Below are 25,452 nucleotides of genomic sequence, written 5' to 3' on the forward strand. Positions count from 1 at the left end.
ACCGGGATCAGCGATCCACTTTCACCGACGCGATTGCGTAAACCGCTGTGCCTGAGCCGAAATAGCGCTCGATCAACCCGGTATCGTCAAGTGGTCGCTCGCCGAGCGACGTCGGCCAATGCGTTCTGATATGCTCGATCATGCTCGAGCGGGCTTCTTCGCGCGTGTCGTGCAGGGTTACGGCTTCGCTCCCCGCTAGATCGCGCAGATACAATGCGTGCATGGAATGTGTCCGAAGCTGGACGGTGACGATCGTCACCGGCGGTCCTGCCGCGGGACTATTCCCGCGACCGCCCTCCCCCACTCTCTCCGCTCCTATCCCTGGGGCATTTACGGAGGCTCAAGGACTTTCCATTATGACGGTTGCCGGAACCGGCGATTGGTCTGCAGGTTCAAGGTAAAAGTCGCTCACTAGGATTGTTGCTGACCATGGCTCATCTCAGTGAGCTGCCCCCTTCTGAGTGGTCCATCGACTATGACAGTCTGGATCAAGGAAGGGACGACGAATGCCTGCCAAGAAGCACAAGCCCGAGGAGATCATCGGGAAGCTGCGTGAAGTGGAGATCGTGCTGGGCCAGGGTGGCACGACCGCCGAGGCATGTCGGCGGATCGCGGTCAGCGAGCAGACCTACTACCGCTGGCGCAAGGAATACGGTGGGCTGAAGACGGATCAGGCTCGCCGGATGAAGGATCTGGAGAAGGAGAACCTGCGGCTGCGCCGCGCGATCTCCGACCTGACACTGGACAAGCTGATCCTGCAGGAGGCTGCACGGGGAAACTTCTGAGCCCCGCGCGACGCCGGCGCTGCATCGACCAGGTGAAAGAGGTGCTGGACGTATCCGAGCGGCGCGTGTGCCGCGTGCTTGGGCAGCACCGGTCGACACAGCGCAAGGTGCCGTGCGGGGCAGATGACGAGCAGGCACTGACCGACGACATCGTCGCGCTGGCCAAGCAGTACGGGCGCTACGGCTACCGCCGGGTGACAGCGCTGCTGCATGCGGCGGGATGGTTTGTGAACCACAAACGGGTGGAGCGGATCTGGCGACGCGAGGGGCTGAAGGTGCCCCAGCGGCAGCCGAAACGTGGTCGCCTGTGGTTGAACGATGGCTCGTGTATTCGGCTACGACCGGAGTATCCGGGGCATGTCTGGGCGTACGACTTCGTCGAAGCGCGCACGCACGACGGGCGCAAGTTCCGCATCCTCACCATCATCGACGAGGCCAGCAGGGAGTGCCTGGCGCTGATCGTCGCGCGCCAGCTCCGCCACGAAGACGTGCTGGCGGCGCTTGCCGACCTGTTCATCGCGCGGGGTCCGCCCGCGCACATCAGGTCGGATAACGGCAGCGAGTTCATCGCTACCGCGGTTCAGAAATGGCTTGGGCAGGTTGGCGTGAAGACGCTCTACATCGCGCCAGGCTCGCCGTGGGAGAACGGCTACAACGAGAGCTTCAACGGCTCGCTGCGTGACGAACTGCTCAACGGCGAGATCTTCTATAGCCTCGCCGAGGCAAGAGTGCTGATCGAGGCGTGGCGATGCCACTACAACACCGTCCGGCCGCACAGCAGCTTGGGCTACCGCCCACCCGCACCAGAAGCGGCGACACCGCCATTGCCGGCCTCCGGTTCCGCTTCGCTCCACCTCCGACCGGCAATGGCGGCGGAGACGACAATGCACTAACTAACAACCCGGACCACCCGGTGGGGGCTGCTCAGCTCAGGAGAGTACGCAGTGCAGTTGAAATGGGTGCCACCGCCTTCTTTTTCAAGGCAGGCGGTTTGTGGATGATCTGGCGTGATTAAATGCGACCAATGTCAGCGCGGGTCGCTGGATGGACTGGCGCAGGTGATCGGCAACACGGGGCAGCTCTAGGTTCACGATGAAACGATGGCCTCGGGCGGGTTTCGGCAGCCATTTTTCGGCCAGTCGAAAAGCCTTTGATCCATTCGTCTCGCAGGGCCAGATTGTCGTGAGGTTCGTATCGGCACTCACGCAGACATTCGAACGGCGGAGATACCCTCCGCCAAGGCGACGCTTTCCAGCCCCTCACGTGTACTGTTGTACCCGCTCAGTTGCTGGTGATACCCGAGCTTGGAAGGCGGTGGCTTAGGCTGACGGCTCTAGATGTTGGTCGGTTCTGCCCCCGAAGCTTCGCCGTCTTCCGCTGGGTTATCAGTAGAGGTGGAGTTTTCAGGCGCTTCCACGACCACTCCCTCTAGGAACTTACTGTATCGTTCCTGCAGGTGCGCGATCGCGTCACTTTCGCTGACCGTGTGTTGCATCTGCTCCTGAAAAAACTGCAGGCGAGCCCGGTTTTCGTCGATGATCTCGCCCCAAGTTTTTACGCCGACGGTGAAGTTAGCGCCACGCGCAATCAGGCGACGCTCCGGATCAACGCCATTCTCCACCGTGTCGCGCCCGATTTCGTCGAGATCGTTAGAGATTACCCAAAAATGCCAGCGGATGCCCTTGACCGCGCCAAACCGCTCGTCGTTACGGACTGCAAGCGCATACTTGCGTATCTGGTTAATCTCTTTCGCGCCGATTTTGACCTTCGGCGCCTTCAATTCGACAACCAGATGCTCGAACTCGTCGGCGCGATGCCGACGGGTGGCGCGCGAAAGCATGAGGTCTATGATACCGCGCTTCTGTCCGATTACCTTAACCGGCTCGTCGATGGAGATGTCGGCGTCAAGCAACTCCTTATGCTTGACCAACACGTTTTTGAGGTCTTTGTCATTGACCCACAAATTGTATTCCTCACCCAGCACCCAGGTATTGTCCGCCAGGATCTTGTGAAGCTGAGTGCGCTCTTTCAGCCGGCCTCGTGTCTCTGGATCAAACACGATGGACTCAAGAGCAGAGATAAATTTTAAGCGATCGGCTACGGTTTTTGCAGCCGTTATAAGCGATGTAAGTGACGTCTCCTGCAGCAGAGACGCAAGCTCCTTTTGCTGACGTACTGGTAGATCCAAGACCTCTTTCAGGATGGTTTGCAGCTCGGCCGGTCCGCTCTCGATGGCGTTGCGGAGCATGCGGAGGTGCAGCGCACGCGCCTTATCAGTCCCTATACCGATCTCGGGCGCAATCTCGTGCACATGAACGGCCACGATGTCGAAGACCTGCCTCTCCGCCTTTTCGACGTCAGATTGCGGCTCACCGCGGTACGGGTAAACGTCGGCGGCCTTCCATTCCTCGACGACGTTCCGGCCTCGCTCGGACGCCCGATCTTTGAAATAAGTCTTGATGGTCTCGCGGGCCTTTTCAATCGAACCCGCTAGCGGCGGGTCCATTTCAGCTAGACCAAGCCGATCGTCGTTATGAAGATGCTCGACATATTGCGATTTGAGGTACGCTGAAAACGAGAAGCCGGGCACATGGAACTTCGTCTCAAATTGGTCGAGCGGGAAGCCGTCAGCCGAGCAAAGGTATAGCGTTCGCTTGGTATCAGCACGCCACTCGATCACGTGCAATTCCGCGGGAACGGCTGGCTCACCAGGTGCAGCGATCGGGGGCAATGCCACCTTGCTTTGGCTCGCAATCGCTCGTTCTGGGTCGAGCTTTTCGCCAGCGATGCGGATAGTCACGTTCCGGTAGTTGATCATGTAGAGCGCGAAAATTTCTGCGAGCTCTTGGTGTCCTTCTGCCGTTTCGAACGCCCGGAAATCTTTGCGGACATTGTCAATCTGAACGATTACCCCGGTGTGGCGATCGGGTGCCGGCACGTCCTCGCTGATTGTCACGTTCGTAAGCTTGGCATCAGCCATTGCGATCTCGAACGCTCGATTGCCTTCCGGGGTGGAGAAACAGACCTTCCATCGGACATGACCGCCCAGCGCGAAGGCCTTGTACCGCCCGCGACCTTCCTGGCCATGTATCATGCGGCCGTCGCGCTTGGTTCGCCGAGTGGCACGTTTCCAAGAGCCGCCCAAGCTGCCGAACAGCTTGCGCGCATCTTCACGCGTGAACCCGTCGCCATTGTCGTACACGACAATGCTCGAGAGCCCCCCAACAAGGTTATCGTGCACCAGCTCCACGTCTATTGAAGTCGCGTCGGCGTCGAGCCCGTTCCAAATTAATTCGGCGAGAGCTGCAATAGGCTTAGCGCGCGTTTGAGCGGCGACAAAGTCGCCTTGCACCGCCACTGAAAACTGCTCGACCGCCATGCCTTCTCCCCCGCTGACGACATACCCTAACGGCGTCCCGTTAACGCGGTGTAGGTTCCCTGGCCTCGTTCAACAACCAAAGTGTTATAGCTAATCCGATAGATGATGCGCACCTCTCGGTGGACGCGGCGGAGATGCCCTCCGTCGATACGCTAAACAAGGCCTCGCGGATGGGGACCATCCATTCAAAATGTACCCGCGCGATACCCGCTCGATAGTTCGAGATTGGACCTACGGGATCGATACGGATCATGGACCGCTGAACCACGCACCCTTCGCTCAACGCCGTAACTTACTATGCAGCCAGAAAATTGAGACGGGCGTTCTGAAAAAAACGACAATGGTTCGTCATGTTTCGGACAGTCATAGGGTCGTACCCGTTCCGTGGGTCATTCAGGTCGAGGTGGGCGATGGAACGGGTTAAGATGGAAAAGGCGCTGGAGCATCTGAAGGCAGCCTTGGCGATTATCGACGCAGAGGGGAACGCCCTCGCGGCTGCGAAGCTCTGCCAAGTGATCGAGCTGGTTCAGGTGAGCAGTGCGGCAGCGTCAGAACCGTCGTAGGCCGTTGCGAGTATCGCCTCGACCCGCTCCAGACCCGATCGCGTCAAAAGGAGGTCGATCGTCGGATCGCCGTCCCGTTCGATTATTCCGCGCTCTTGCAGTAAGGTGATCCACCGACCGGCGGTCGCGTTGGTCATGCCCGCATAGGTGGCGATTTCGCCGATGCCGATGCTGCGGCCCTCCGCCTCGGCCAGGTAGACGCCGATCAGGAAAGCGCCAACCGAATCCGTACTAAGGTCTGCTCCGAACAGCCTGACGCGAGCTTCGTGAACCTGACGAATGCGGAGGGCAGCCGCCCACAATTCTGCCGGCGGCAACGGGCGGCCACTATCACGCCAAAACAGTGTACTGATGAGGCGGGCAGGGTCGGAAAAGCGCGTCACGAGGAGATTCGCGGCGATCGATGTACCATTCGGCCGCACGTATCGCTTCTGTAGTCGCACGGGCGCAGCACTATCTTCGAGTATCGATAGCATATCGATGCTACGCTTCAAATCGCGTGGATCAGTGATGTCTCGGAAGGAAAGACCGATCACATCGCGCTCGCGCCGTTGCAGAAGATCGCAGAAGGCTTGATCCGCCTGCAGGATAACGCCTTCGATTGAAGACACGCAATGTGCAGCCGGCATTCACAACTCGTCTAAGGCGTTCGACGCTAACATACATCCGGGTCCAGAGGCCGCAAGTTGCATTCTGTATAACGGCAACCGTAGTGCGATAGGACCTTTGACCTACCCTGCCGTCGACAGAAGCGTCCGGTTCGCATTCCACCTGAAAAAAATCTTATGTTCGGCTGAGTCCTCAAAAATGCGAGCGATATTCCGAGCGGAGGAACCCTCCGCCGCATGACTGCCAGCGGTGCAAAAACGCGAAGTTTTTGAGCGGGCGTTTATCAGATTACCCGCTCAGTACCCGCTATTTCGAACGGTGCCTCGACGATTTGCTGGTGTGGCGTGCAACAGGCGCTGCTGGCTTAGGGCCACCCGCCGGCACCACGTTCGCAGAAGGTAATGATTTCGCCGCTGCAGCAGGAGAATCGATGTTAATCTTCGCTACGTCAGCAACGGCGGTAAAATAGGCCATGGGCACCTCGAATATCACGGCACTCGTATCATCGGCTCGGATTTGGATGGCGACAACACCATCAATGTTGTGCGAGCGAATGTCAGCCGGCGTTAGCGCAATTTTAAATGACTCCGACAGTGTGCACGACGGACGAGAGTAGCGTGAAGAAGAGCATCTACCAACGTCCCGACCGGTGCTAATGAAGTTGGCTACGTCACCACCTTTGAATACGGCGTTACTATAGCGTCTCCATTCGCCACTATAGACGAAAAAGCCACTCAACTCTATCGGACTAGCCACCCCTCCCTTACTAATGGTTGCAACCATTATCTGGCCATCACCGGCCTTCACCTCTGGAGAGGTAAACTCCTTTCTCGCCGCAAAATCATCCGAATACACGTCAACTACCACGCCGTTTGCCGCGGCGACCGTACTTTTAACCGCCTGCCCTTGAGCTACGTTGGGCAACGCGATCATTCCAATCAATCCAGCAATCAAAAGACGCATGTGTTTTCCCCCTCTTTAAACTCAACATCCCCAATCAAAAGCGTCGCCGCCCTCCTCGGCCCAATCCGTGGTCAGATCGTCCCGCTCCGGCGGCAGGCAAAGCTTGCCACCGCCGAAGCGCGCCCGAATGATGGCGGCCGAGCGGCCTCGGTCTTGGAACAAGGCCTCGTACCGTTCGCCGGCATCGAGCCACCGCGCGATTATCGCGGCCCGCTGCGACGTGATGTAGCCCAGCTGGATCCCACGGGCGCTGACGACGGCGATCGCATTCTCGTCGGCCTGATGCTTGGGCTCCCGCACTAGGTGAACCGGCTCGCCGTACGTACACATGGCCATCTCGAACCGCCGGTTGCTCTTGTCGACGTTGGGGAAGTCGAGCCCGACGACTGCAAGACTCAGCTCGCGCGGCGACGTTAGCTTGCGAATAGGCGCTTGGAACATAGACGGAACAAATAGCGTGCATTCGACGATTATCGCAATGCGTCGACCCGCCTACAGTCATGTCCGGCGCCCGATGAATATGACACGCGCCACGATATTGACCTCGTTCGCCGGCTCCTCATCGGGTGGTACCGACGGATTGTCCGACAGGATCACCACGCGATCGCCTTTGACACGAAGCCGCTTGATCGCCCCGAGATCGCCGACCGTGAACGCCCAGAGCGCATCCTGTTCCAGAATTTGACGCTGCGATCGATCAAGCAGGACGATGTCGCCATCGTGGATCGTCGGCGCCATCGAATCGCCGCGCCCGCTCGCCCAGGTGAGCAGCGCCGGCGGTGACGATGTGATCGCCTGCACCCATGACCGCGGAAACCTCAGCAATTCCGATTCGACGGGGCCATCGGCAAACGTCGCGCCCATGCCGTAAGCCAGGTCAATCTGCTGGATACCGACGAGGTCGAGCTGCTCCGCGGCCAACTCCTCCGCCTTCGCAGTGCCATTCAGTAGCCCCGAAATCTGTACGAGCTGCTCGGGTGTGGCTCGCTCCAGCAGTCTGCGGACTAGTATCTCATGACTTGTAGCAGGCAACGGCTCAGCTAGTCGGGCTTGCGAAGCTGACCGGTAAAGCGCCGCCTCATCGCTGCCAATGAACGAGAGTAGCTTGCGCAAAGTGTCTGAACGAGGGGCTCCACCTGCCGCCTTCTTCAGGTCAGTAAAAAAGCCACGATTGAGGCCGGCACCCGTCGCCCAATCGCCTTCCAAAAGCTCGTCGGGCTTCATCGCCATCAGCGCGTCGTAGAGCACACGACCTTTTAGATAATCGGGCTTCGGCACGTCGGATATTTCCCACAAGCGTGATTTTCCGCAAAGCCCGAAGTTTCCGACTGGACTTGTCGGAAACGTCCGACTAAATCCGACTGATGAGCGACACGGGCATCCTCGCAGAAACAGAACGCTTCCTTGCCGAGCATCGCGTGCGGCCAACAACGTTTGGCCGCCGTGCAGTGGGCGACGCGAACCTGATCGATGACCTTCGCGCCGGACGAGAACTTCGTCGCGCTACCGAGGCCAAGGTCCGCGCTTTCATGGCGTCCTACGTCCGTGGATCCGACGATGATGGATCTGATGACGCTTTGGAGGTCGCTCGATGAGCCATGTTTCAACCCTCTTCCGAATCGGCCGCTGGCAGACCGGCCGATACACGCAGCACATCCGTGCCGCGGGTTACGCGCGTCTGCCTTACTCCCAAGATGCAACCTTCGGCGCCGATCGTCTGCGACTTTCGGCGCCGCATTTTGGCGGGGTGGCGGCGTGACGAAGCTGCGCCCACCGCTCCATATCGGCCAGGCGCTTGATCGCATCGCCGGCTTCCTACCCAACAGTTGGCAGGACATGGCCGAGATATGCGCGGTCGAGAGTCCGAACACCGTTCGGGCCTGGGGTGATCCAGACAAGCCGGATCGACAGCTTTCTCTCGAGCGCGCGATCGCGCTCGACATTGCCTATCAGCGTGCCGGCGGCGATGGCCGACCGCTCTTCGAAACCTATGCCTTGCAGGTCGAGGTCGCCCGCGAGCAGGCGTTTGCCAGCGAGATCGAACTCGCCCGCCGCACCTGTGCCGTCATCCGCGAAAGCGGCCAGGCGCACGAAGCAATGGTCAACGCGACCTTGCCCTCGGCCACGGCTGCTGATCGCGACAAGGCGATCCGGGAGCTGGAGGACGTGATCCGCGAGGTCACCTCGTCGATTGCGCTGCTTCGCGCCCCGCGCGCGCCCGACACCAGCTGATCGACGGACCTACCGCGCTTTCATCAATCGACCGCGTTCCGAAAGCATCCGCTTCCGGCGACGCCACCGGCTTGCCCGGAAGGATCGCACCCATGTTCCATTCGCCGATCACGCACTGCCAAGAGGCCCCCGCCCCTGTTGAGCAGCTACTGCCGCCGTTGACCGCGGCCGATTACCTCCGCCTGCGCCGCGAAGCTGCCAAGCTGTCCATCCCAGCCGTCGCGGCAGTGTTGGTCAGCACCAGCGCCGATCGCGGCCAGGCCGCAGCCTTCCTCCGCCTGATCGAGACGCCGGGCGCCCGCGTCAGTCGCCATGACACGCTGCTGCGCCTGCAGGCCATCTTCCCATTCGATCCTGCGGTGTACGGTCAGCTGATTGACGAGCCTGCCGATCGCCACCCGCAGATCTGCCGTGGCTGCGGCTGCAGCCATTGGGATCCGTGCGACGATGACGGCAACGGCCCGTGCGCCTGGTCATCGGCGTCGTCGTGTTCGCGCTGCGTGCCGGAAAGCGATGCGGCATGAACCGCATATTTGACGCGCCTGACATCCATCCGATGGAGTGCAGCTGCTCCGCGTGCGAGCCGTACGCCCCCGGCGTTCGGCAGCACCTCCCCGAGCAGATCAAGGCAAGGCTGGCGATCGCTGCGGCGATCGTCGGCACCGCGATCGCCTTCCTGATTGATCCGGTTGGCGCGGCCGAGGCACTGCGTTCGACGGTGATACCATGATCGTTTCCACGCTCGTTGTGGTTGTGATCGTCGCGATCATCATCATCCTCGCGCTCGGCTGCTTCTGCTTTGCCGTGGCTTGGTACCGCGCCGAAGCGGAGAACCTGATCCTCCGCCGCCAGCGTGCGAACCGCGCCATCAGCGCGACGCCTGCAGGGGAGCTTCGCCGATGAACGCGCCGTCGATCGTGAAGCTTGACCAGAAGCTGAGCCGCGCTGCTGAAATTGGGAAAGGCGTCCGCCTCGAACCCGGCGATCTGGACCTACTCAGCAGCCTCGGTCTCTTCACCATCACGGGTGAAGCAAAAGCACAGTACATCAGGGAACAGTCTACATGTCGCGACGCACGGCGCCGATCTATCGGCGGGGGAAATACTGGCTCGGATGGGACGAGCGGGCGGACGGGACCCGTCGCAGTCCCTTCCTCACCATCTTCTGGTACGATCCCGACGCGCGACGCGAGCGCAGCGCGAGCACGGGTGCGGCCGAAGAGGGAGCAGCAATTGTAGCGCTTGATCGGCGCTACTTGTCGGATGCAGACGAGGCTCCAGCGTTCTGCGGCGCATGCGGTCAGCCGCTCGCCCAGGCGCAGGCCTATCTGCTCACAGACGCGATCGCCGACTACAAGTTGGAGTGGGGAAGCACCCGCGCATCCGCGGATACCATCGAATCGCGCCTCAACCACGTGATCGACTTCCTCGATGCGGAGGAAGCGCGGGGAGCTGACAGCAGGTTCGGGATCGCGACAAGCTGCGCGGCCGCCTGCACGACGGTGTTCGCCAACGCGCTGCGCGCCTGGTCACGACTGCAGCCGGTGGTTTGGAAGAACAAGAAGGGAGAAGTGACGGTCAGCCGCCCGCGCTCGCCCTCGGCTACCGAGGCGTCGATCGCACAGGTTATCGCGGTGCTGAACCATGCGGCGAACGCTGAGCCGCCGCGGTCGGACAAACGTCCGATCTATCGGCCGCTGCCGGCCGCGCAGGTCCAGCGCAAACGCCGGACTCGCGTTGGTGTCGAAGAATTGGCGAAGATGGTCGCTTACGCGGCCGAGCCGGGCAAGCAACGCGGATCACTCCATGCGTTCCTGATAGGCTCGCTTTGCACAATTGCGCGACCAGGCGCCGTGGTCGACATCAACGTCGCTCCCGATCGGGAGCAATGGTGGCCTGGCGCACCGACGATCGACCTCAACCCACAGGGTCGAACCCAAAACAAGAAGCACCGCGCGATGGTGCCGGTGCTACCCCTGCTCGCCACATGGCTGCAGGCCGAGCTCGACGACTATCTCGCACTGAAGCCAGAAGCTCGAATCGGACGCGGCTGGCTGGTCAACTACCACGGCCGGCCGGTTCAGGACGTTGACCGGGCGTGGGACACCATGCTGGGAAAGCTGGAACTGCCGATGGGGCGCGAATGGCGCAGCTACGTTCTGCGGCATAGCATAGCGACCTTGTGCCGCAATCGCGGTGCCGAGCGCTGGGACCTCGAAGGCTTCATGGGCCACCGCGCCGGCAGCCAGACCGAGGTCTACGCAATCGGCGAGTTTCCGAGCGTTCAACGCGCGCTGCAGTCCATCCTAGACGATATCGAGACGCTGGCTCCGGGCTCCCTGCACCGGAAACGCACCGGAGCCATATCTCCCGCCGCGCTGCGAGGGGAGGTGAAAATGTCAGGATAATCGCCAAAAAGTCGATGGTGCCGCTTACAGGACTCGAACCTGTGACCCCCGCATTACGAATGCGATGCTCTACCAGCTGAGCTAAAGCGGCCCGGGGTGGACCGGCCCGCTGAGGGGCCGTTCGGGGGTGCGCCTAACAGGTCGGATCGCGGCTGACAAGCGGCCTTTGTGTCGGAACATGCCAATTGTTCGCCTCGCGGCTTTACGCTCCGTTTACCACGGACGGTGCAGAAGCAGCCTAGGACCAGGACCGTCATGTCCTGATGCGAGAAGGGTTTGGGCATGGATACGGCGCGCGGCTTCGATGACGGGCGAGTCGGGGATGGCGAGGGCCTGCGCGCCGATGGCGGCGGCCATGACGTGCTCGACGCGGCGCTGGCGAGCCCGCCGGATGATGGCGGCGATATCGACGGGGGCGGCGACATCGACGGTGGCGGCGTGGACGATGCCGCCTTCTCGCTCGGCGGCGACGAGCGGCGCATGCACGTGCGCGCCTATAACCACTGGGTGTCGCTGCTGAAGGGCCGCCCCTGCCCCGGCATCGACGACCTCGATCCCGCCAATATCGCCGACTTCGGCCCGCACAGCGTATTGATCGATTTCACCCGCGGCATCGACGATCCGACCATCGCCTATCTGGGGCGCACGCTGCGCGAGGAATGCGGGCTGGACGCGCATGTCGTGCGCGTCGCGGACGTGCCGGGCCGGTCGCTGCTGTCGCGCCTGACCGACCATTATCTGCAGATCATCGCGAATCGGGCGCCGATCGGGTTCGAGGCGGAGTTCGTCGGCATCCGCGGGCGCACGACCCTGTATCGCGGCATTTTGATGCCCTTCACGTCCGACGACAGTACGATCGACTTCATCTACGGCGTCATCAACTGGAAGGAACTGGCCGACGCCGACACGCAGGCGACGCTCGCCGCCGAGCTGGACGCCGCGGTGCGCAGCGCTCCGCGCGCGCTCGCCGCGACGCCGGTGTGGGCGGACGGGCCGAGCGGCGGGTTCGAGACCGCAGAGGAACCGATCGCCGAGTCCGCGACCGACGCATCGCTGCGCGACCGGCTGGCGATGGCGCGCGAAAGCGCGGCGGCGGTGCGCGCCGCCGATGCACGCGGGCGCGCCGCGCTGTATCGCGCGCTGGGCCGCGCCCATGACTTCGCGCTGGCGTGCGAGCGGGATGCCGAGGGCTATGCCGCGCTCCTGTCGCAGGCCGGACTGACGGTACAGCCGCGCGCGCCGCTGACCGCGATCGTCAAGCTCGTGTTCGGATCGGATTACGACAAGACGCGCCTTGCCGAATATGCCGCGGTGCTGGCCTACGCCCACCGCACCGAGGTGCCCGCAGGCGGCCTCACCAATGTGCTGGAAACCGCGCAGGGCGGCATCAAGGCGGTGGTCGCTGCCGAACGCGCCACGCGTCGCCCCGACGAGCGCGTCGACCTGTTCGATCGCGCCGCCGCCGAACTGCGCGCGCTACCCGTGCTGGGCCGCGTCGCCTTGCCCGCGGTGGCGGACGAATTCGTCGTGCTGCTGGCGCGCGCCCGCGAGGATGGCCTGGTCGACGTCATCAAATGCGTCGACGACAAGGCACTGCTGGAAAGCGTGCTGCGCAAGGCCGCGGCCTGAACGCGAGGCACCTTTCGGCGACGACCGGAAGGCGCCCGACCAACGCAACACTTTATTGCGCTAACACGTAATTTTCGCACTGCAGCAAAGCTTGAAGCCCGGAAGAGACGGGCGTAGGCGGCTGCCATGGCCGACCAGAACCAGAGCATGGCCGAGGCGCTTGCCGCCCGGCTGACCAAGGGCGCGCTACCGGGGGAGCTGACCGGCTTCGGCGATGCCGAGCGGGCCGCCGCCGCGGCGTTCGTCGCGGAGACCGCCGCGCGCCGTGAGCCCGGGAAACCCGCAATCCGGCTGGAGCCGATCGCGTCGGACGACGTGCGCCGCCGCATGCGCCTCGCCATCGTCAACGACGACATGCCCTTCCTGGTCGATTCGATCGCCGCTGCGATCGGCGCGCAGGATCTCGACATCGACCGCTTGATCCACCCCGTCGTCCGCGTGACGCGCGACGCATCGGGAGCGCTGACCGACATCGGCGGCGCCGGCACGCCCGAATCGATGATCTACATCGAGCTGGAACGCGCCGACGCGCGCGACCGGCGCGGGCTGGTCGAGGATCTGACCGCCGTGCTCGCCGACGTGCGCGCCGCCGTCACCGACTGGCCCGCGCTGCAACGCGCGATGGCGCGCGACGAAGCCGCGCTGCCGCAGGGCGAGGGCGCCGCGCTGCTGCAATGGTTCCTCGACGGCCAGTTCACGTTGCTCGGCCACCAGATCTGGCGGCGCGACGGCAGCGCGGGCGAAGCGCTCGGCATCGTCCGCCACCCGCACGAAACGCCGGTGCTCGCCGAAGCGAACCGCGCGCTCGCGATCCGCTGGTTCGAAGAGGGCAATGACGCACCGCTGCTTCTGAAATCCAGCCTGATCTCGACCGTCCACCGCGCCGTGCCGCTCGACCTCGTGCTGGTGCCCGTGATGGAAGCGGGCGAGGTCGTCGGCCTGTCGATCCATGCCGGCTTGTGGACCAGCGCCGCGCTCAGCGCCAAGCCGCGCGACATCCCCGTACTCCGCGCGCGCCTGTCGGCGCTGGAGGCGAAGTTCGGCTTCGATCCCAAGGGCCATACCGGCAAGGCGCTGACACATGCGCTGACCGCCCTTCCCCACGACCTCGTCGTCGCCTTCGCCCCCGATGCGCTGGAAGAGGTGGTGCTGACCGCGATGAGCCTCGCCGACCGGCCGCGGCCGGCGCTGGTGCTGGTGAAGTCGGCGCTCGGGCGGCATCTGTTCGCCTTCGCCTGGCTGCCGCGCGACGACCTGACCACCGCGCGCCGCGTCGCGATCGGCCAGATGCTGGCCGACGCGTCGAACGGCAACGTGCTCAACTGGTCGATCAGCCTCGACGACGGCGTCGTCGCGCTGCTGCGTTACACGATCGACCTTCGCGGGTCGGGCCGCATGCCCGAGAGCGAACCGCTCGCCGAGCGCTTGCGCAAGATGGTGCGCGGCTGGATGTCGGACGTCGAGGCGGCACTGGCCGAACAGGTGCCCGCACAGCGCGCGGCACGGCTGGCGTTGCGCTGGGCCAATGCCTTCCCGGCCAATTACCGCAACGTCAGCAGCCCCGCCGAAGCGGCGCAGGACATCCTGCGGGTTGCGGGACTGGAAAGCGCCGACGACCGCTCGGTCCGCATCTTCCCGGTCGTCGCGGGCGAGGATCGCCAGCTCAAGATCTACAAGCTGCACGGCGCGCTCGCGCTGTCGGATGCGGTGCCGGTGCTGGAGAATTTTGGCTTCCGCGTGATCGGCGAACTGCCGACGCGGTTGCAGGACGAAGCGGACACCTTCGTTCACGACTTCGTCGTCGAAACCGATGCGACCGACGATGCCAATGACGCCGCGGTGCTGGAAGGCGCGATCGCCGCGGTGCTGGAAGGCGCGGCGGAAAACGATGCGTTCAACCGCCTGATCATCGACGTCGGCCTGTCGCCGCAGTCGGTCGTGCTGCTGCGCGCCTGGTTCCGCTATCTGCGTCAGGCAGGCCTGCCCTATGGCCTGACCACCGTCGTCGACGCGCTGCGCCGTGCGCCCAAGCTGACCAAGGCGCTGATCGCGCGCTTCGCGGCCGCACACGATCCCAAGGGCAGCGGCGACCTGGCCGCCAGCGACGAAGCGATCGCGCGCGGCCTCGACGCGGTGTCGGCGATCGACGACGACCGTATCCTGCGCGCCTATCGCGACCTGATCGGCGCCTGCCTGCGCACCAACGCCTTCGCCCCCGCGGCGAACGAGGCGCTAGCGTTCAAGCTCGACAGCCACCTGATCCCCGGCCTGCCCGCGCCCGTGCCGTGGCGCGAGATCTGGGTCTATTCGCCGCGGGTCGAGGGCATCCACCTGCGCGCCGGCCCGGTCGCACGCGGGGGCCTGCGCTGGTCGGATCGGCGCGACGACTTCCGCACCGAAATCCTCGGGCTGATGAAGGCGCAGCGCGTCAAGAACGCCGTGATCGTGCCGACCGGCGCCAAGGGCGGCTTCTACCCCAAGCAGCTTCCCTCCCCCGCGGTCGATCGCGACGCGTGGCTGGCGGAAGGCACCGAAAGCTACCGGATCTTCATCCGCTCGCTGCTGTCGATCACCGATAACATTGTCGATGGCCGCGTCGTGCATCCGGCGGACGTTGCGGTGCTCGATGGCGAGGACCCCTATTTCGTCGTCGCCGCCGACAAGGGCACCGCGACGTTCAGCGACGTCGCCAATGCGCTGGCGCTGGAGCGCGACTTCTGGCTGGGCGACGCCTTCGCATCGGGCGGCAGCGTCGGCTACGACCACAAGGCGATGGGCATCACCGCCAAGGGCGCCTGGGTGTCGGTGCAGCGCCACTTCGCCGAGCGCGGCGTCGACGTGCAGACCCAGCCGATCACCGTCGTCGGCTGCGGCGACATGTCGGGCGACGTCTTCGGCAACGGCATGCTGCTCAGCAAGGCGCTGAAGATCGTCGCGGCGTTCGATCACCGCCACATCTTCATCGACCCCAATCCCGATCCCGCCGCGAGCTGGGATGAGCGCGCGCGCATGTTCGCTCTGCCCCGCTCCAGCTGGGCGGATTACGACGCGGGCCTCATCAGCGAAGGCGGCGGCGTGTGGGCGCGCAGTGAGAAGGTCATTCCGCTGTCGCCGCAGGCACAGGCCGCGCTCGGCATCACCGCGACGCAGCTCGACCCCGCATCGCTCATCTCCGCGATCCTGAAGGCGCCCGCGGACCTGCTGTGGTTCGGCGGCATCGGCACGTACGTGAAGGCGGCGCGCGAGAACAATGCCGCGGTCGGCGATCCCGCCAACGACCGTCTGCGCGTCGATGCCGAGCAATTGCGCGTCACCGCGATCGGCGAGGGCGCGAACCTGGGCGTCACGCAGGCGGCGCGCATCGCCTTCTCGGAACGCGGCGGCCGGATCAACACCGACTTCATCGACAATTCGGCGGGCGTCGATTGTTCGGACAATGAGGTGAACATCAAGATCGCGCTCAACCGCGAGATGAACGAAGGCCGCCTCGGCTACGAGGAGCGCAACGCGCTGCTCGCCAGCATGACCGACGACGTCGCGCATCTGGTGCTGGAGGACAACCGCCTCCAGACGCTCGCGCTGTCGATCGCCGAGGCCGACGGCGCAAGCGCCATCCCCAGCTACGTCCGCGTCATCGAAATCTTCGAAGGCGCCGGGCGGCTCGACCGCGCGGTCGAGGGGCTCGCCGGCAATGACGACCTGCTGCGCCGCGGGCAGGAGGGCAATGGCCTCACCCGCCCCGAACTCGCCGTGCTGCTCGCCACCGCGAAGCTGTCGTTGCAGGACGGGATCGAGCAGGCACCCCTAGCGCTCGCCCCCGAACTCGCACCGGACCTGCACGCCGCCTTCCCGCCGGCGATGCAGCGCGACTTCGCCAAGGCGATCGACGAGCATCGCCTGCGGGGCGAGATCGTCGCGACCAAGCTCGCCAACCGTATCGTCAACCGCCTCGGCGTGCTGCGCCCGTTCGAGCTGGCCGAAGAGGAAGGCGCCGCGGTCGCCGACATCGCCGCGATGTTCGTCGTGGCGGAACGCGTCTTCGGCCTCGATAGCCTGTGGGCGGAGATCGAGCGCGCCGACATCGCCGAGGGCGCGCGCATCGCGCTGTTCAACGAGGTGGCGGTGGCGACGCGGTCGCACATCGCCGACCTGCTGCGCGCCAATGCGCCGGGTACGCTGCCCGGCGCGGTGATCGAGCGGCTGGGCCAGGGCATCGCCGCGCTGGAACGCCAGACGCAGTCGCTGCTGCTCGAAGAAGCGAGCGCGCAGAGCGCCCGCATCGCGGCCGAGCTGGAAGCCGCGGGTGCGCCCGCCGAGTTGGCACGTCGCGTCGTCCGCCTGTTCGACATGGACGGCGTCGTCGGCCTCGCCGCGCTGGGCCAGCGCCTCGGGATCGACGAGATCGAGCTGACGCGGGCCTATACCCACCTCGGCCAGGATCTCGGCCTCGACTGGGCGCAGGCGGCGGCGGCACGCATCGTGTCTGGCGATCCGTGGGAGCGCCTGCTGCTCGCTGGCCTGGCGCGCGATTTCCAGCAGCAGCGGCTGGAGTTCCTCGGCCGCACCGGTGACGGCGATCCGCGCAGCGCGGTGCAGGCGTGGCTGGCCGCGAACGGCGCCCGCGTCGCGCAGTTCAAGGCGCTGGTCGACCGCGCCCGCCATGCCGCGCAGCCCAATGCGGCCATGCTCGCGCAGATCGCCGGCCAGGCCCGCGTGCTGCTGGGACGGTAAGCCCATAATTCCTCCCCCGCCAGGGGGAGGTGGCGCCGCGAAGCGGTGACGGAGGGGGCGGTAAGGGTGGAGCGCCGTCCGGACGGACACCGCCGCCCACCCCCTCCACCACCCGGCTAAAGCCGGGCGGTCCCCCTCCCCCTGGCGGGGGAGGACTTGATGTGTCGCTCAGTCCGACGACGGGCGCGTCCAGCACGCGCCATATTCCACCACGGCAGCCCCACCCACCCCGTCACCCCGGACTTGTTCCGGGGTCCACCGGGCCACGAGGGAACGGCAAGAGCCTCCAGCCATCCCCCCCAGCCGCAAAGTGGACCCCGGACCAAGTCCGGGGTGACGGCGGAGGAAGCCCCTACCCCCGCGCCGCCACCTTCGCGCGCCAGCCACGGGCGCGCCACCACATGATCACACCGGTCACCGCCAGTCCCGCCGGCAGCAGCCCGCCGAGGAAAATCACCACCTGCCAGACGATCCCCATATCGTCGCCATCGTGAATCCGCCGCATCCAGCGCGCCGCGCCGCCCGGCTTGCGCGCCGCCGCAGCCACTGCCACGCCGCCGTCGTCCGCCACCTTGATCCGGCGCCCGTTGGCCAGGCTGACCGTCCAATCCGCCGACCGCTCGGTCGGCCAGCCGACGCTGCGTAGCGGCCCCTTCGCCACCCCCGCGGCACGCACGACGACGGTATCCACCGACTGCGCCGGCTCAGCCACCGGCGGCGCGAAGGCTGGGCGACCGCCGCCCTCCCGTCCGCCGAACACGCCGGGGAAGCTGATCCACACGCCCGTCAGCGACAGGACGAACAGCGGCAGCGCGATCCAGAAGCCCATCTGGTAATGCAGGTTGCTGTCGGTGTTGCGATGCCGGCGCCAGCGAAACCCCTTCGTCCAGCGACCGACGCTCGGCCACCATAGCCACAGCCCGGTCATGCTCGACAGCAGCATCGCGACGCCGATCCACCCCACGATCGTCCGCCCGATTCCCGGCACCTGCAGGCTGCCGTGCAGCACATGCAGGAAGCGCATGACGCCGCCGCTGCGCGGCGCCACGGCCAGCACGCGCGCGGTGGGCGGGTCGAGATAGACCGTCGTGCGCGCTGGCGGTCCGCGCCGCGGCGCCTGCGCACCCACGGCGCTGACCGTCACGGGGCCGTCCCCTTCCGGCAGACCGAGGTCGCTGATCCGCTCGCCCGGCGCCAGCACGCGCTGCGCCGCCGCCACATAGGTTTCGGGTGCCAGCAACGCGGTGCCGCTGGTGGAATAGCGTTCGGCATGGATCAGCCGGTCCAGCGGCTCGCGCCAGACGAGCGCCGCGCCCGACAGCGACAGGGGGATGATGAGGATGGCGAGCGTCAGCCCGATCCATTTATGGACCTGAAACCAGGTCTTTCGCCATTTGACCGCGTTCATCGCTGCATATCCCCGACTGTGCCCCGGCGGTCGCATGGCGGCGGGCGTCAGGTCAACGTCCGCGCGAACAACCAGCTTCGTAACGCACTGGCAAGGTTGGGCGGATCGTCCGCCGCGATACGCAGCACGTCGATTTCGGCGACCAGCGCGGACAGCGGCAGGCCGCAGCCCTGCGCCGCCTCTTCCAGCGCGCGCCAGAACACGGGCTCCAGGCTGATCGACGTCTGGTGACCGGCGATCGTGATCGACCGCTTCACCGGGCCGACGAAGCCGCAGGCGGGCGCCGCAATGTCAGGCATCGGCCCAGCGCCGTAGCAGATTGTGATAGATGCCGGTCAGTTTGACGACCGCGGGATCGCCCTGGCCGTTGCTGGCCGCGACCGACTGGATCGCCTCGTCCAGCTCGAACAGCGTGCGCCGCTCGCCATCGTCGCGCACCATCGATTGCAGCCACATGAAACTCGCGGTGCGCGCGCCCCGCGTCACCGGCGTCACGCGATGCAGGCTAGAGGCGGGATAGAGGGCCAGATGTCCGGCGGGCAGTTTCACCACCTGCGGGCCGAAGCGATCCTCGATCACCAGTTCGCCGCCGTCGTATGTGTCCGGATCGTCGAGGAACAAGGTCGCCGACAGGTCGGACCGGATGCGGAAATCGCTGCCGCGTTGCAGGCGGATGGCATTGTCGACGTGCAGCCCGAAATCCTCGCCGCCCTCGTAGCGGTTGAACAGCGGCGGAAACACCTTGAGCGGCAGCGCCGCAGCGAAGAACAGGGGCGACCGCCCCAGCGCCTCGAGTACGAACGCCGCGCCGGCGCGCGCCGCCTCCGATCCTTCGGCCAGCTGCCGATTGCGCTTGGCGAGCGCCGCCTGCGGGCCCGAGGTGACGTTGCCGTCTACCCATTCGCCCACGTCGATAATCTCCCGCAACCGCGCCACGCCCGCCGCATCCAGAATATCGGGGATGGCAATCAGCATGACTGGTGGTTCCTCAGGTCTCTTCCCCGCCGGGGGCTGATGTGGCGGGGAAGAGTAGCAAAGATCAGAAGCTGCGGAACAGGCTGAGCACCGTCTGGCGCCGATCGCCGGGCATCGCCCAGCCGCCGGTCACGACGCCGCTGGTCGCGTTGATGTTGTTGCGGACGTTGGTCAGGTACTTTTCGTCCGTCAGGTTCTGGATGTTGAGCTGCGCGGTCCAGCCGTTGCCGAAGCTGTAGGCGAGATAGGCGCGGTGGATCAGATAGTCGGGCGCGCGCAGCTGCACGCCGTTGGTCAGCACCGGGACATAGGTGGTGAACGACCCCTGATAGGTCAGGCCATAGCCGATCTCGAGCCCGAACGGCAGCTTGTACGTGGTGAACAGGCTGCCCGAATGGGTCGGCGTCTGCACCAGTGGGCTGCCACGCTGCGGGTCGGGGTTGGCGACCGAATTGCCGCAATTGGGTGTGCCCGTGCTGCCCGGATTGGCGAGGCAGTAATCGGACACCGACTGCAACACCTTGCTGTCGAGATAGGTGTAATTGGCGAAGATCGTCCACGCCTTGGTAATATTGCCCGATGCACCCAGCGCGATGCCGTCGACACGGCTCTTGCCGCCCAGCACCTGCACCGTCGGCAGAGCGGGGTCGTTCGAGGGCACGCGATAATTGGTGCGCTCGTTGCGGAACACCGCCGCGGTCAGCTCGAGCCGGCGGTTGAACAGCCCCGCCTTCACGCCCGCCTCGTAATTGCGTGCGGTTTCGGGCGCGACCCCGCAGGTGTTGGTGACGATATTATTCGACACGCTGACGCAGCCGGCGCGCACGCTCGGCGACGAGGGCGTCTTCGCGTTGCCGTAGCCGGCATAGACGCTGACGTCGCGCACCGGGTGGAACACCGCGCCGACGCGATACGAGAACAGCCGCTCGTTGTTGATCTGCGGCGCCTGCAACGCGGCGACCGGCTGGCTGACGCCGGGTGCCAGCGTTTGCAGCGGCAACGCGCGGAAGTTGCTGCGCTGCATTTCCCAGCGCACGCCGCCGTTCAGTTCGAAGAAGCGGTTCAGCTCCAGCGTGTCGAAGGCATAGACCGCGACGTTGGTCTGGGTCGACCGCGACTGCGCCGTAGTGACGTAATTGATCGGCCCGCGATAGACGCTGTCCGGGTTGGTGATCGACAGCGTCGGCAGTGGCGACACCGCCGATCCGTCCGCATTGCGCAGCAGCGACCCGCTGGTGATCCGATAATCCTCGACGATTGCCGACATGCCGATGTTGGCGACGTTGCGGAGCCCGCCTTTCTCACCATGCTCCAGCCGCAGGTCGGTCTGGTTGGCGAGCAACTGGTTCTCCTGGTCGCGCAACAGCCCGCGCGGGCCGGACGGGATCCATTGGCCGGGCTGCAATCCCGTCGGGCATGCCGCGCCGACCGGATTGGTCGCACTCGTCGCCACCGGCTGGCGGCCCGTCCCGGCGAGGCAGAAGGTGCCCTGCGGCGCGCTCGTCACGCTATACTGGCCGACGCGCTGCCAGCGCGTCAGGTTGCGGATCGAGACATGCGCATCCGCCTGATGGCGGAAGGTCGCGGTGAAGCGATCGACCGTGATCTGCTGGCGATCGAGGTTGCTGTAGCCGTAATAGTCGCTGCGATCCGCGCCGGTGATCAGGCCGCCGACCAGCGCGTTGTTGAAATAGGGCACGCCGTACAGCGGCGTGTTGTCGTCGCGCTGGTGGACATAGGCGAGCGTCAGGCTGGTCGGCCCGCCGATCCCGATCGTCACCGCAGGCGCGACGCCCCAGCGTTCGTACTTCTCGACGTCGCGGCCGGGCACGTCATTGTGATGATAGACGGCGTTGAGGCGCACCGCGACATCGTCGCCGACGCGATGATTGGCATCCACCGTGCCCCGCCAGTAATTGTCGGTGCCGACCGATCCCTGCACGATCGTCAGGTCTTCGGCGCGCGGCTCCTTGGTGACGAGGTTGATCGTGCCGCCGACGCTGCCCGATCCGTTGAACACCGAATTCGCACCATTATAGACTTCGATCTGCTGCAGATTGAACGGATCGGTGCGGCTGTATTGCGCGCTGTCGCGGATGCCGTCGATCGTGATGTCGGTGTTGGCCGAATAGCCGCGCAGGTTGATGCTGTCGCCATAACCGCCGCCGCCCTCGCCCGCACCGAAGGTGATGCCGGGGATCGTCTGCAACGCATCGCGCAGCGTCTGGAGGTTCTGCTTGCGCAGCACTTGGTCGGAAATGACGGTGATCGTCTGCGGCGTGTCGATCAGCGCCGACGTCGCCTTCGGGCTTTCGACCACCGCAGGCGCCACCTGCCCCTTGCCGTTGACGATGATGTCGTCGCGCTCGCCCTCGCGCCGGGCATCCTGCGCCTGCGGATCGGCGGCGACGCCGGTCTTCGGGGTCGCCGCAACCGGATCAGCGGCAAAGGCTGGCGCGGACGCGAGGAAGCCGATGCACGACAGCGCCAGAAACGGTGGTTTGGTCATCAAAAACGGTCCCCTTTATGGGGCGTCCGTTAATGCGAGTTATTATCACCGTCAACGCTAATGCGAGCTACTCGCATATATTTACTCGTTATACGTCGCGATGGCGCGCCCTCATTGCGTGATCCGCGCCGTCGCCACCGCATTCTGGAACAAGGCCGACAAAGCGGCCGCAATGTCCCCATCGGTCGTCACCTTGGTGTACAGACCGGTCGACGCGCAGGCCTGCAGCGCGGGTTCGACCTTGTAAAGATTGGGTGCGACGTTGACCTGCGACCAATTGTCGTTGTCGAGCGATTCGCGCAGATATTCCGTGTAGAGCACCGCGATGCGGATGCCGCGTGCCTTGATCGCGTCGCATTTGGCGGTGTCAATCGCGATTTCGGGCTTGCCGCCAGAACGCGCTTCGTCGCGCATGCCGTCGGTGATCATGAACATCACCGCCTTGGGCGCCTCGCCGTTCAGCCCCGATCCCGGATCGGTCATCATCGCGTTGATGTTGTCCATGGCATCGCTGGTGCCGCTGTCCTGGTCGTTGAAGCCGACCTCGGTGCTTTTGCACGCGGAGGTCGGGCAGCCATTGCTGTAGAATTTCGATGGCCCGATCAGGCCGGTCGCATCGATGATCTTCTGGACGGTGCCGGTCAGGCTCTGGAGCGTCGAAAAGCCGCCCTTCCCCCGGAACCCCGCCATCGCGAACTGATAGGCCGCGCCGTTGCGACTGGCGGTCGTCGTCGCCGTGCTAATCAGGCTGCGCACGGCGGTCGCCTCTTCATCGACCCGCAAGGTCAGATTGTACGACCGGGCGACGTTGTACAGGCTCGTCTGATTGCCGTTGGCGTCGGTGCCGGTCAGGTCGTTGACCGAATGGCAGGCGAATTTGCAGCCCTTGCTGTTGCTCTGGGCGATCTTCAACAGGCCTGCGCTCGTCGTCGGCAGCGCCATCGATCCCGACACGTCGAGCAGCATGTAAAAATTCATGTTCGGCGCGATGGCGTTGGTCGTCGACGACGCACCACTGATGTTGAGCACCCGAAGGCCCAGCACGCGCGCAAAGACGTTCCCCGACGTCGCAGTATAGGTGACCGACGCGGTGCGCCGCCCGGTGCTGTCCTTCACTGCGGTCGCGGTCACGTTGGTCAGCTGCACCGCGCCGGGCCCGAGCACCGACTGCGCCTGGATCAGGAACATCTGCCGCGCCTGATCGGCGGCGGTCTTGTCGTCCAGCGGCATGGCGATCTTGCTGACCGCCACCAGCGCCGCCGCATCCGCGACGCCGTTCAGCTTGGTCTGCGACTTCATCGCGCGCGCGTAATCGATGCCCATGCCGACCGCGAAGGTCATCGGCATCACGGCAAAGCCGAACATCATCAGCACGTTACCGCGGCGGTCGCGGCGGACGTCACGCAGGCGGGAGAGCAGGGAAAAGGTCATGGGATCAACAATCCACACAGGTGACGGCAGAGGAATTGCGCGGCAGCATGATCAGCGAATCGCCCAGCTTGATCGGCCCGATGAAGCCGAAATTGGTCGGCGGCTGATAGGCATAGGTCACGCGGGCGATCAGGAACGACACGCCGCGCACCCGCATCTGGGTGGGGATCGTCGCCACGGTGCCCTTCACGTCGGGAATGCCGTTCAGGGCCCGGCTCCAGTCGACGCGCGCCTGGTAATTGTTGTCGATCGTGACATGCGTCAGCCGGATCATCGCGCGGGCGGCGGGATAGGGCGCCATCACCTGCGTCGCGGCGGCCAAGCTGTTGTCGATCTCGCGCTGCGTCGTCGAGCCAGTGGCATTCTGGGCAATCAGGTCGGCGACGCCGCGCGTCGCGATCGTCACCTTGCGATTGCACGAAATGCCGTCCTGCAACTGGACGCTGCCCAGGTACAGGATCAACAGGATCGGCAGGATCATCGCGAATTCGATCAGCGCCAGCCCGCGTCGATCGCGCCGCAATGCCCGCAGCGGGCGCGGCCATCGGATGCGGCGCCCGGTCATTGATAGGTCTCCGACTTGGCGACCGAGGTCGCCATCAGCAGCCGCCGGCCCTTGCCGATATTGCTGAAATCGAACAGCGGCGACGTCTGGATCGGCCACACGTACATGAAGCGGACGGCGACGATCGACCCCTGGTTCCCCAGGTCGTAGGCGAAGACGTTGGCGATGCGGCCGTCGGGCCCCATGGTGATCGCCGGCGGCGAATTATCGAGCAACGTCCAGTCGACCGCGCTCTTCACCTCCACGTATAGGCGCGAACACGGCAGGAAAGCCGGCAGCGATGCGCAGCCCGCCTGACGGAACCGTTCGGCGAGTTGCGCCCGCGTCATGCCCGACATGGTGCCTTTATCGTCGGCGGCCTGCGTCCGGCCGGTCACGATCCCGCGCGCGGCGCGCTCGACCGCGGTTTCCAGCGTTTCCTGGACGAAATAGGCCAGGCTCGTCACGGCCACCGCCAGCATCAGCGCGACGAAGGGCACCGCGACGATCGCAAATTCGACGATCGTCGCACCCCGCGCATCGCGCAACAGGCGCGCGGCGCCGCGGTGCGCCGCGGGCGCGCGATGCGCCGGGCGCCCGGCACGGGCGCGTGGGATGGTCGGAGGCCTCATGCGGCCATCCTACCGGACAAAAGTAAACAAAAATCCAAACTGGTCCGCTTCGGGCTTTCCAGCGCAATGGTTCTATACGCGGGCCGTGTCGGCGATCACAGGAAGGCGGGCGCCTGCCGCAGCTGCTGATAGGCCGCGATCACCTTTTGCAGCATCGCTTCGTGGCTGCGATCGCCGCCGTTGCGATCGGGGTGATAGGTGCGGACGAGTTCCGAATAGCGCTTGCGCAGCGCGGTCCGATCGGCGTCCGGGGCCAGCCCCAGCACCTTCAGGCTCGCCCGGTCCTGACCCGACAGCGGCTTGCCGTCGCGGCGCTCGGGCGCGACCTCGCGGCGATAGCGGGCACCGATCGCGTCGAGCGGATCGCGGAAATCAGCCCAGCGCGGCCCCTGGTCGCCCGTGCCGGCGCGCGCGAACGCCCGCGTCTCACTCTCCCAGCCCGCCAGCGGCCGCTGCGCGCGATGGATCTCGTCCGCGGTCATCCCGTCGAAATAATTGTACCGGCTGTTGAACGCGCGGACATGCTCCAGGCACATCCAGCGGAACGCGCCCGGCCCGCCGCCGCCATCGCTCGCGCCTTCCAGCGGCGGCGCGCGAAATTCGCCCGGCTCCTCGCAGCCCGGCTCGGCACACATCCGGCCATTCGCTTCCACCC

Annotated in this window: 23 protein-coding genes and 1 tRNA gene; 9 read left to right on the plus strand and 15 right to left on the minus strand. The window is 65.1% G+C overall.

The genetic code is table 11. The annotated features are described in order from the left end of the window. Nucleotides 1–7 precede the first annotated feature (7 nt). The gene (locus SPHME3_RS0100450) at nucleotides 8–259 is read right to left on the minus strand and encodes a hypothetical protein (RefSeq protein WP_097352035.1); all 252 of its coding nucleotides are present in this window, start codon (nucleotides 257–259) and stop codon (nucleotides 8–10) included. Between the two features lie 247 nt (nucleotides 260–506). On the opposite strand from SPHME3_RS0100450, the gene SPHME3_RS0100460 reads away from it, so the two are divergent. Beyond that, nucleotides 507–1,678 (plus strand): IS3 family transposase gene (locus SPHME3_RS0100460; protein WP_156002604.1). Its coding sequence is split into 2 segments (ribosomal slippage): nucleotides 507–771 and nucleotides 771–1,678, totalling 1,173 coding nucleotides; the frame shifts between segments, so codons are not numbered across the junction. A 440-nt stretch (nucleotides 1,679–2,118) separates the two neighbouring features. Here SPHME3_RS0100460 and SPHME3_RS0100465 read toward each other — a convergent pair. The 5 genes from SPHME3_RS0100465 to SPHME3_RS21495 form a co-directional block, all read right to left on the minus strand. Next, nucleotides 2,119–4,164 (minus strand): ATP-binding protein, encoded by a 2,046-nt coding sequence (locus SPHME3_RS0100465; protein WP_018250486.1) that lies wholly within the window; start codon nucleotides 4,162–4,164, stop codon nucleotides 2,119–2,121. A gap of 526 nt (nucleotides 4,165–4,690) precedes the next feature. Then, nucleotides 4,691–5,356: a helix-turn-helix domain-containing protein gene (locus SPHME3_RS0100475; protein WP_017977855.1), complete on the minus strand. Its 666-nt coding sequence runs from the start codon at nucleotides 5,354–5,356 to the stop codon at nucleotides 4,691–4,693. Between the two features lie 286 nt (nucleotides 5,357–5,642). Further along, entirely contained in the window at nucleotides 5,643–6,299 is a 657-nt protein-coding gene (locus tag SPHME3_RS20930) for a hypothetical protein (RefSeq protein WP_145957896.1), read from the minus strand. Nucleotides 6,300–6,320: 21 nt separating this feature from the next. Next, nucleotides 6,321–6,740, minus strand: coding sequence for an HIRAN domain-containing protein (locus SPHME3_RS0100480; RefSeq protein WP_017977854.1), 420 nt, complete (start codon nucleotides 6,738–6,740; stop codon nucleotides 6,321–6,323). A gap of 57 nt (nucleotides 6,741–6,797) precedes the next feature. After that, the gene (locus SPHME3_RS21495; RefSeq protein ID WP_231291984.1) at nucleotides 6,798–7,577 is read right to left on the minus strand and encodes a S24 family peptidase; all 780 of its coding nucleotides are present in this window, start codon (nucleotides 7,575–7,577) and stop codon (nucleotides 6,798–6,800) included. Nucleotides 7,578–7,663: 86 nt separating this feature from the next. Between SPHME3_RS21495 and SPHME3_RS20555 the strand changes: the two genes are divergently transcribed. The 6 genes from SPHME3_RS20555 (at nucleotide 7,664) to SPHME3_RS0100510 (ending at nucleotide 10,938) form a co-directional block, all read left to right on the plus strand. Continuing rightward, on the plus strand, nucleotides 7,664–7,894 hold the full coding sequence (locus SPHME3_RS20555) for a hypothetical protein (protein ID WP_081609116.1): 231 nt from the start codon (nucleotides 7,664–7,666) through the stop codon (nucleotides 7,892–7,894). A 160-nt stretch (nucleotides 7,895–8,054) separates the two neighbouring features. Further along, nucleotides 8,055–8,531 carry a hypothetical protein gene (locus tag SPHME3_RS0100490; RefSeq protein ID WP_017977852.1) on the plus strand — a complete coding sequence of 159 codons (477 nt, stop codon included), beginning with the start codon at nucleotides 8,055–8,057 and terminating at the stop codon, nucleotides 8,529–8,531. 92 nt (nucleotides 8,532–8,623) lie between these two features. After that, a complete protein-coding gene (locus SPHME3_RS0100495) occupies nucleotides 8,624–9,055 on the plus strand; it encodes a hypothetical protein (RefSeq protein ID WP_017977851.1) in 432 nt (143 codons plus the stop codon). Continuing rightward, nucleotides 9,052–9,261, plus strand: a complete 210-nt coding sequence (locus SPHME3_RS0100500; protein ID WP_017977850.1) for a hypothetical protein — start codon at nucleotides 9,052–9,054, stop codon at nucleotides 9,259–9,261. The genes SPHME3_RS0100495 and SPHME3_RS0100500 overlap by 4 nt, the downstream gene beginning before the upstream one ends. Beyond that, nucleotides 9,258–9,434, plus strand: a complete 177-nt coding sequence (locus tag SPHME3_RS21215) for a hypothetical protein (protein ID WP_017977849.1) — start codon at nucleotides 9,258–9,260, stop codon at nucleotides 9,432–9,434. The genes SPHME3_RS0100500 and SPHME3_RS21215 overlap by 4 nt, the downstream gene beginning before the upstream one ends. 160 nt (nucleotides 9,435–9,594) lie before the next feature. Further along, nucleotides 9,595–10,938, plus strand: a complete 1,344-nt coding sequence (locus tag SPHME3_RS0100510; protein WP_017977848.1) for a site-specific integrase — start codon at nucleotides 9,595–9,597, stop codon at nucleotides 10,936–10,938. 15 nt (nucleotides 10,939–10,953) lie between these two features. Here the strand turns inward: SPHME3_RS0100510 and SPHME3_RS0100515 are convergent. Then, nucleotides 10,954–11,029: transfer RNA gene (locus SPHME3_RS0100515), tRNA-Thr, on the minus strand. 191 nt (nucleotides 11,030–11,220) lie between these two features. On the opposite strand from SPHME3_RS0100515, the gene SPHME3_RS0100520 reads away from it, so the two are divergent. Together SPHME3_RS0100520 and SPHME3_RS0100525 are read left to right on the plus strand one after the other, a co-directional pair. Beyond that, nucleotides 11,221–12,567, plus strand: a complete 1,347-nt coding sequence (locus SPHME3_RS0100520; protein WP_017977847.1) for a PAS domain-containing protein — start codon at nucleotides 11,221–11,223, stop codon at nucleotides 12,565–12,567. A gap of 126 nt (nucleotides 12,568–12,693) precedes the next feature. Then, nucleotides 12,694–17,298 carry an NAD-glutamate dehydrogenase gene (locus tag SPHME3_RS0100525; RefSeq protein ID WP_017977846.1) on the plus strand — a complete coding sequence of 1,535 codons (4,605 nt, stop codon included), beginning with the start codon at nucleotides 12,694–12,696 and terminating at the stop codon, nucleotides 17,296–17,298. Nucleotides 17,299–17,650: 352 nt separating this feature from the next. On the opposite strand, the gene SPHME3_RS0100530 is transcribed toward SPHME3_RS0100525, so the two are convergent. From SPHME3_RS0100530 to SPHME3_RS0100565, 8 genes are all read right to left on the minus strand, one after another. Continuing rightward, the gene (locus SPHME3_RS0100530) at nucleotides 17,651–18,706 is read right to left on the minus strand and encodes a PepSY-associated TM helix domain-containing protein (protein ID WP_017977845.1); all 1,056 of its coding nucleotides are present in this window, start codon (nucleotides 18,704–18,706) and stop codon (nucleotides 17,651–17,653) included. Nucleotides 18,707–18,753: 47 nt separating this feature from the next. After that, nucleotides 18,754–19,005, minus strand: a complete 252-nt coding sequence (locus SPHME3_RS0100535) for a ribbon-helix-helix domain-containing protein (protein WP_017977844.1) — start codon at nucleotides 19,003–19,005, stop codon at nucleotides 18,754–18,756. Continuing rightward, nucleotides 18,998–19,681 carry a Fe2+-dependent dioxygenase gene (locus SPHME3_RS0100540; protein ID WP_017977843.1) on the minus strand — a complete coding sequence of 228 codons (684 nt, stop codon included), beginning with the start codon at nucleotides 19,679–19,681 and terminating at the stop codon, nucleotides 18,998–19,000. The genes SPHME3_RS0100535 and SPHME3_RS0100540 overlap by 8 nt, the downstream gene beginning before the upstream one ends. Before the next feature lie 64 nt (nucleotides 19,682–19,745). Continuing rightward, complete coding sequence (locus SPHME3_RS0100545; protein ID WP_017977842.1) at nucleotides 19,746–22,190, minus strand: TonB-dependent receptor; 2,445 nt, start codon at nucleotides 22,188–22,190, stop codon at nucleotides 19,746–19,748. A gap of 111 nt (nucleotides 22,191–22,301) precedes the next feature. Then, nucleotides 22,302–23,621: a pilus assembly protein TadG-related protein gene (locus SPHME3_RS0100550; protein WP_017977841.1), complete on the minus strand. Its 1,320-nt coding sequence runs from the start codon at nucleotides 23,619–23,621 to the stop codon at nucleotides 22,302–22,304. Nucleotides 23,622–23,625: 4 nt separating this feature from the next. After that, nucleotides 23,626–24,186: a TadE/TadG family type IV pilus assembly protein gene (locus SPHME3_RS0100555; RefSeq protein WP_017977840.1), complete on the minus strand. Its 561-nt coding sequence runs from the start codon at nucleotides 24,184–24,186 to the stop codon at nucleotides 23,626–23,628. Beyond that, a complete protein-coding gene (locus SPHME3_RS0100560) occupies nucleotides 24,183–24,797 on the minus strand; it encodes a TadE/TadG family type IV pilus assembly protein (RefSeq protein ID WP_017977839.1) in 615 nt (204 codons plus the stop codon). The genes SPHME3_RS0100555 and SPHME3_RS0100560 overlap by 4 nt, the downstream gene beginning before the upstream one ends. A gap of 95 nt (nucleotides 24,798–24,892) precedes the next feature. Continuing rightward, nucleotides 24,893–25,432: a J domain-containing protein gene (locus tag SPHME3_RS0100565; RefSeq protein ID WP_017977838.1), complete on the minus strand. Its 540-nt coding sequence runs from the start codon at nucleotides 25,430–25,432 to the stop codon at nucleotides 24,893–24,895. Between the last annotated feature and the right edge of the window lie 20 nt (nucleotides 25,433–25,452).

Origin of the sequence: Sphingomonas melonis DAPP-PG 224 (genome assembly GCF_000379045.1) — a bacterium.
GTDB classification, from domain to species: domain Bacteria; phylum Pseudomonadota; class Alphaproteobacteria; order Sphingomonadales; family Sphingomonadaceae; genus Sphingomonas; species Sphingomonas aquatilis.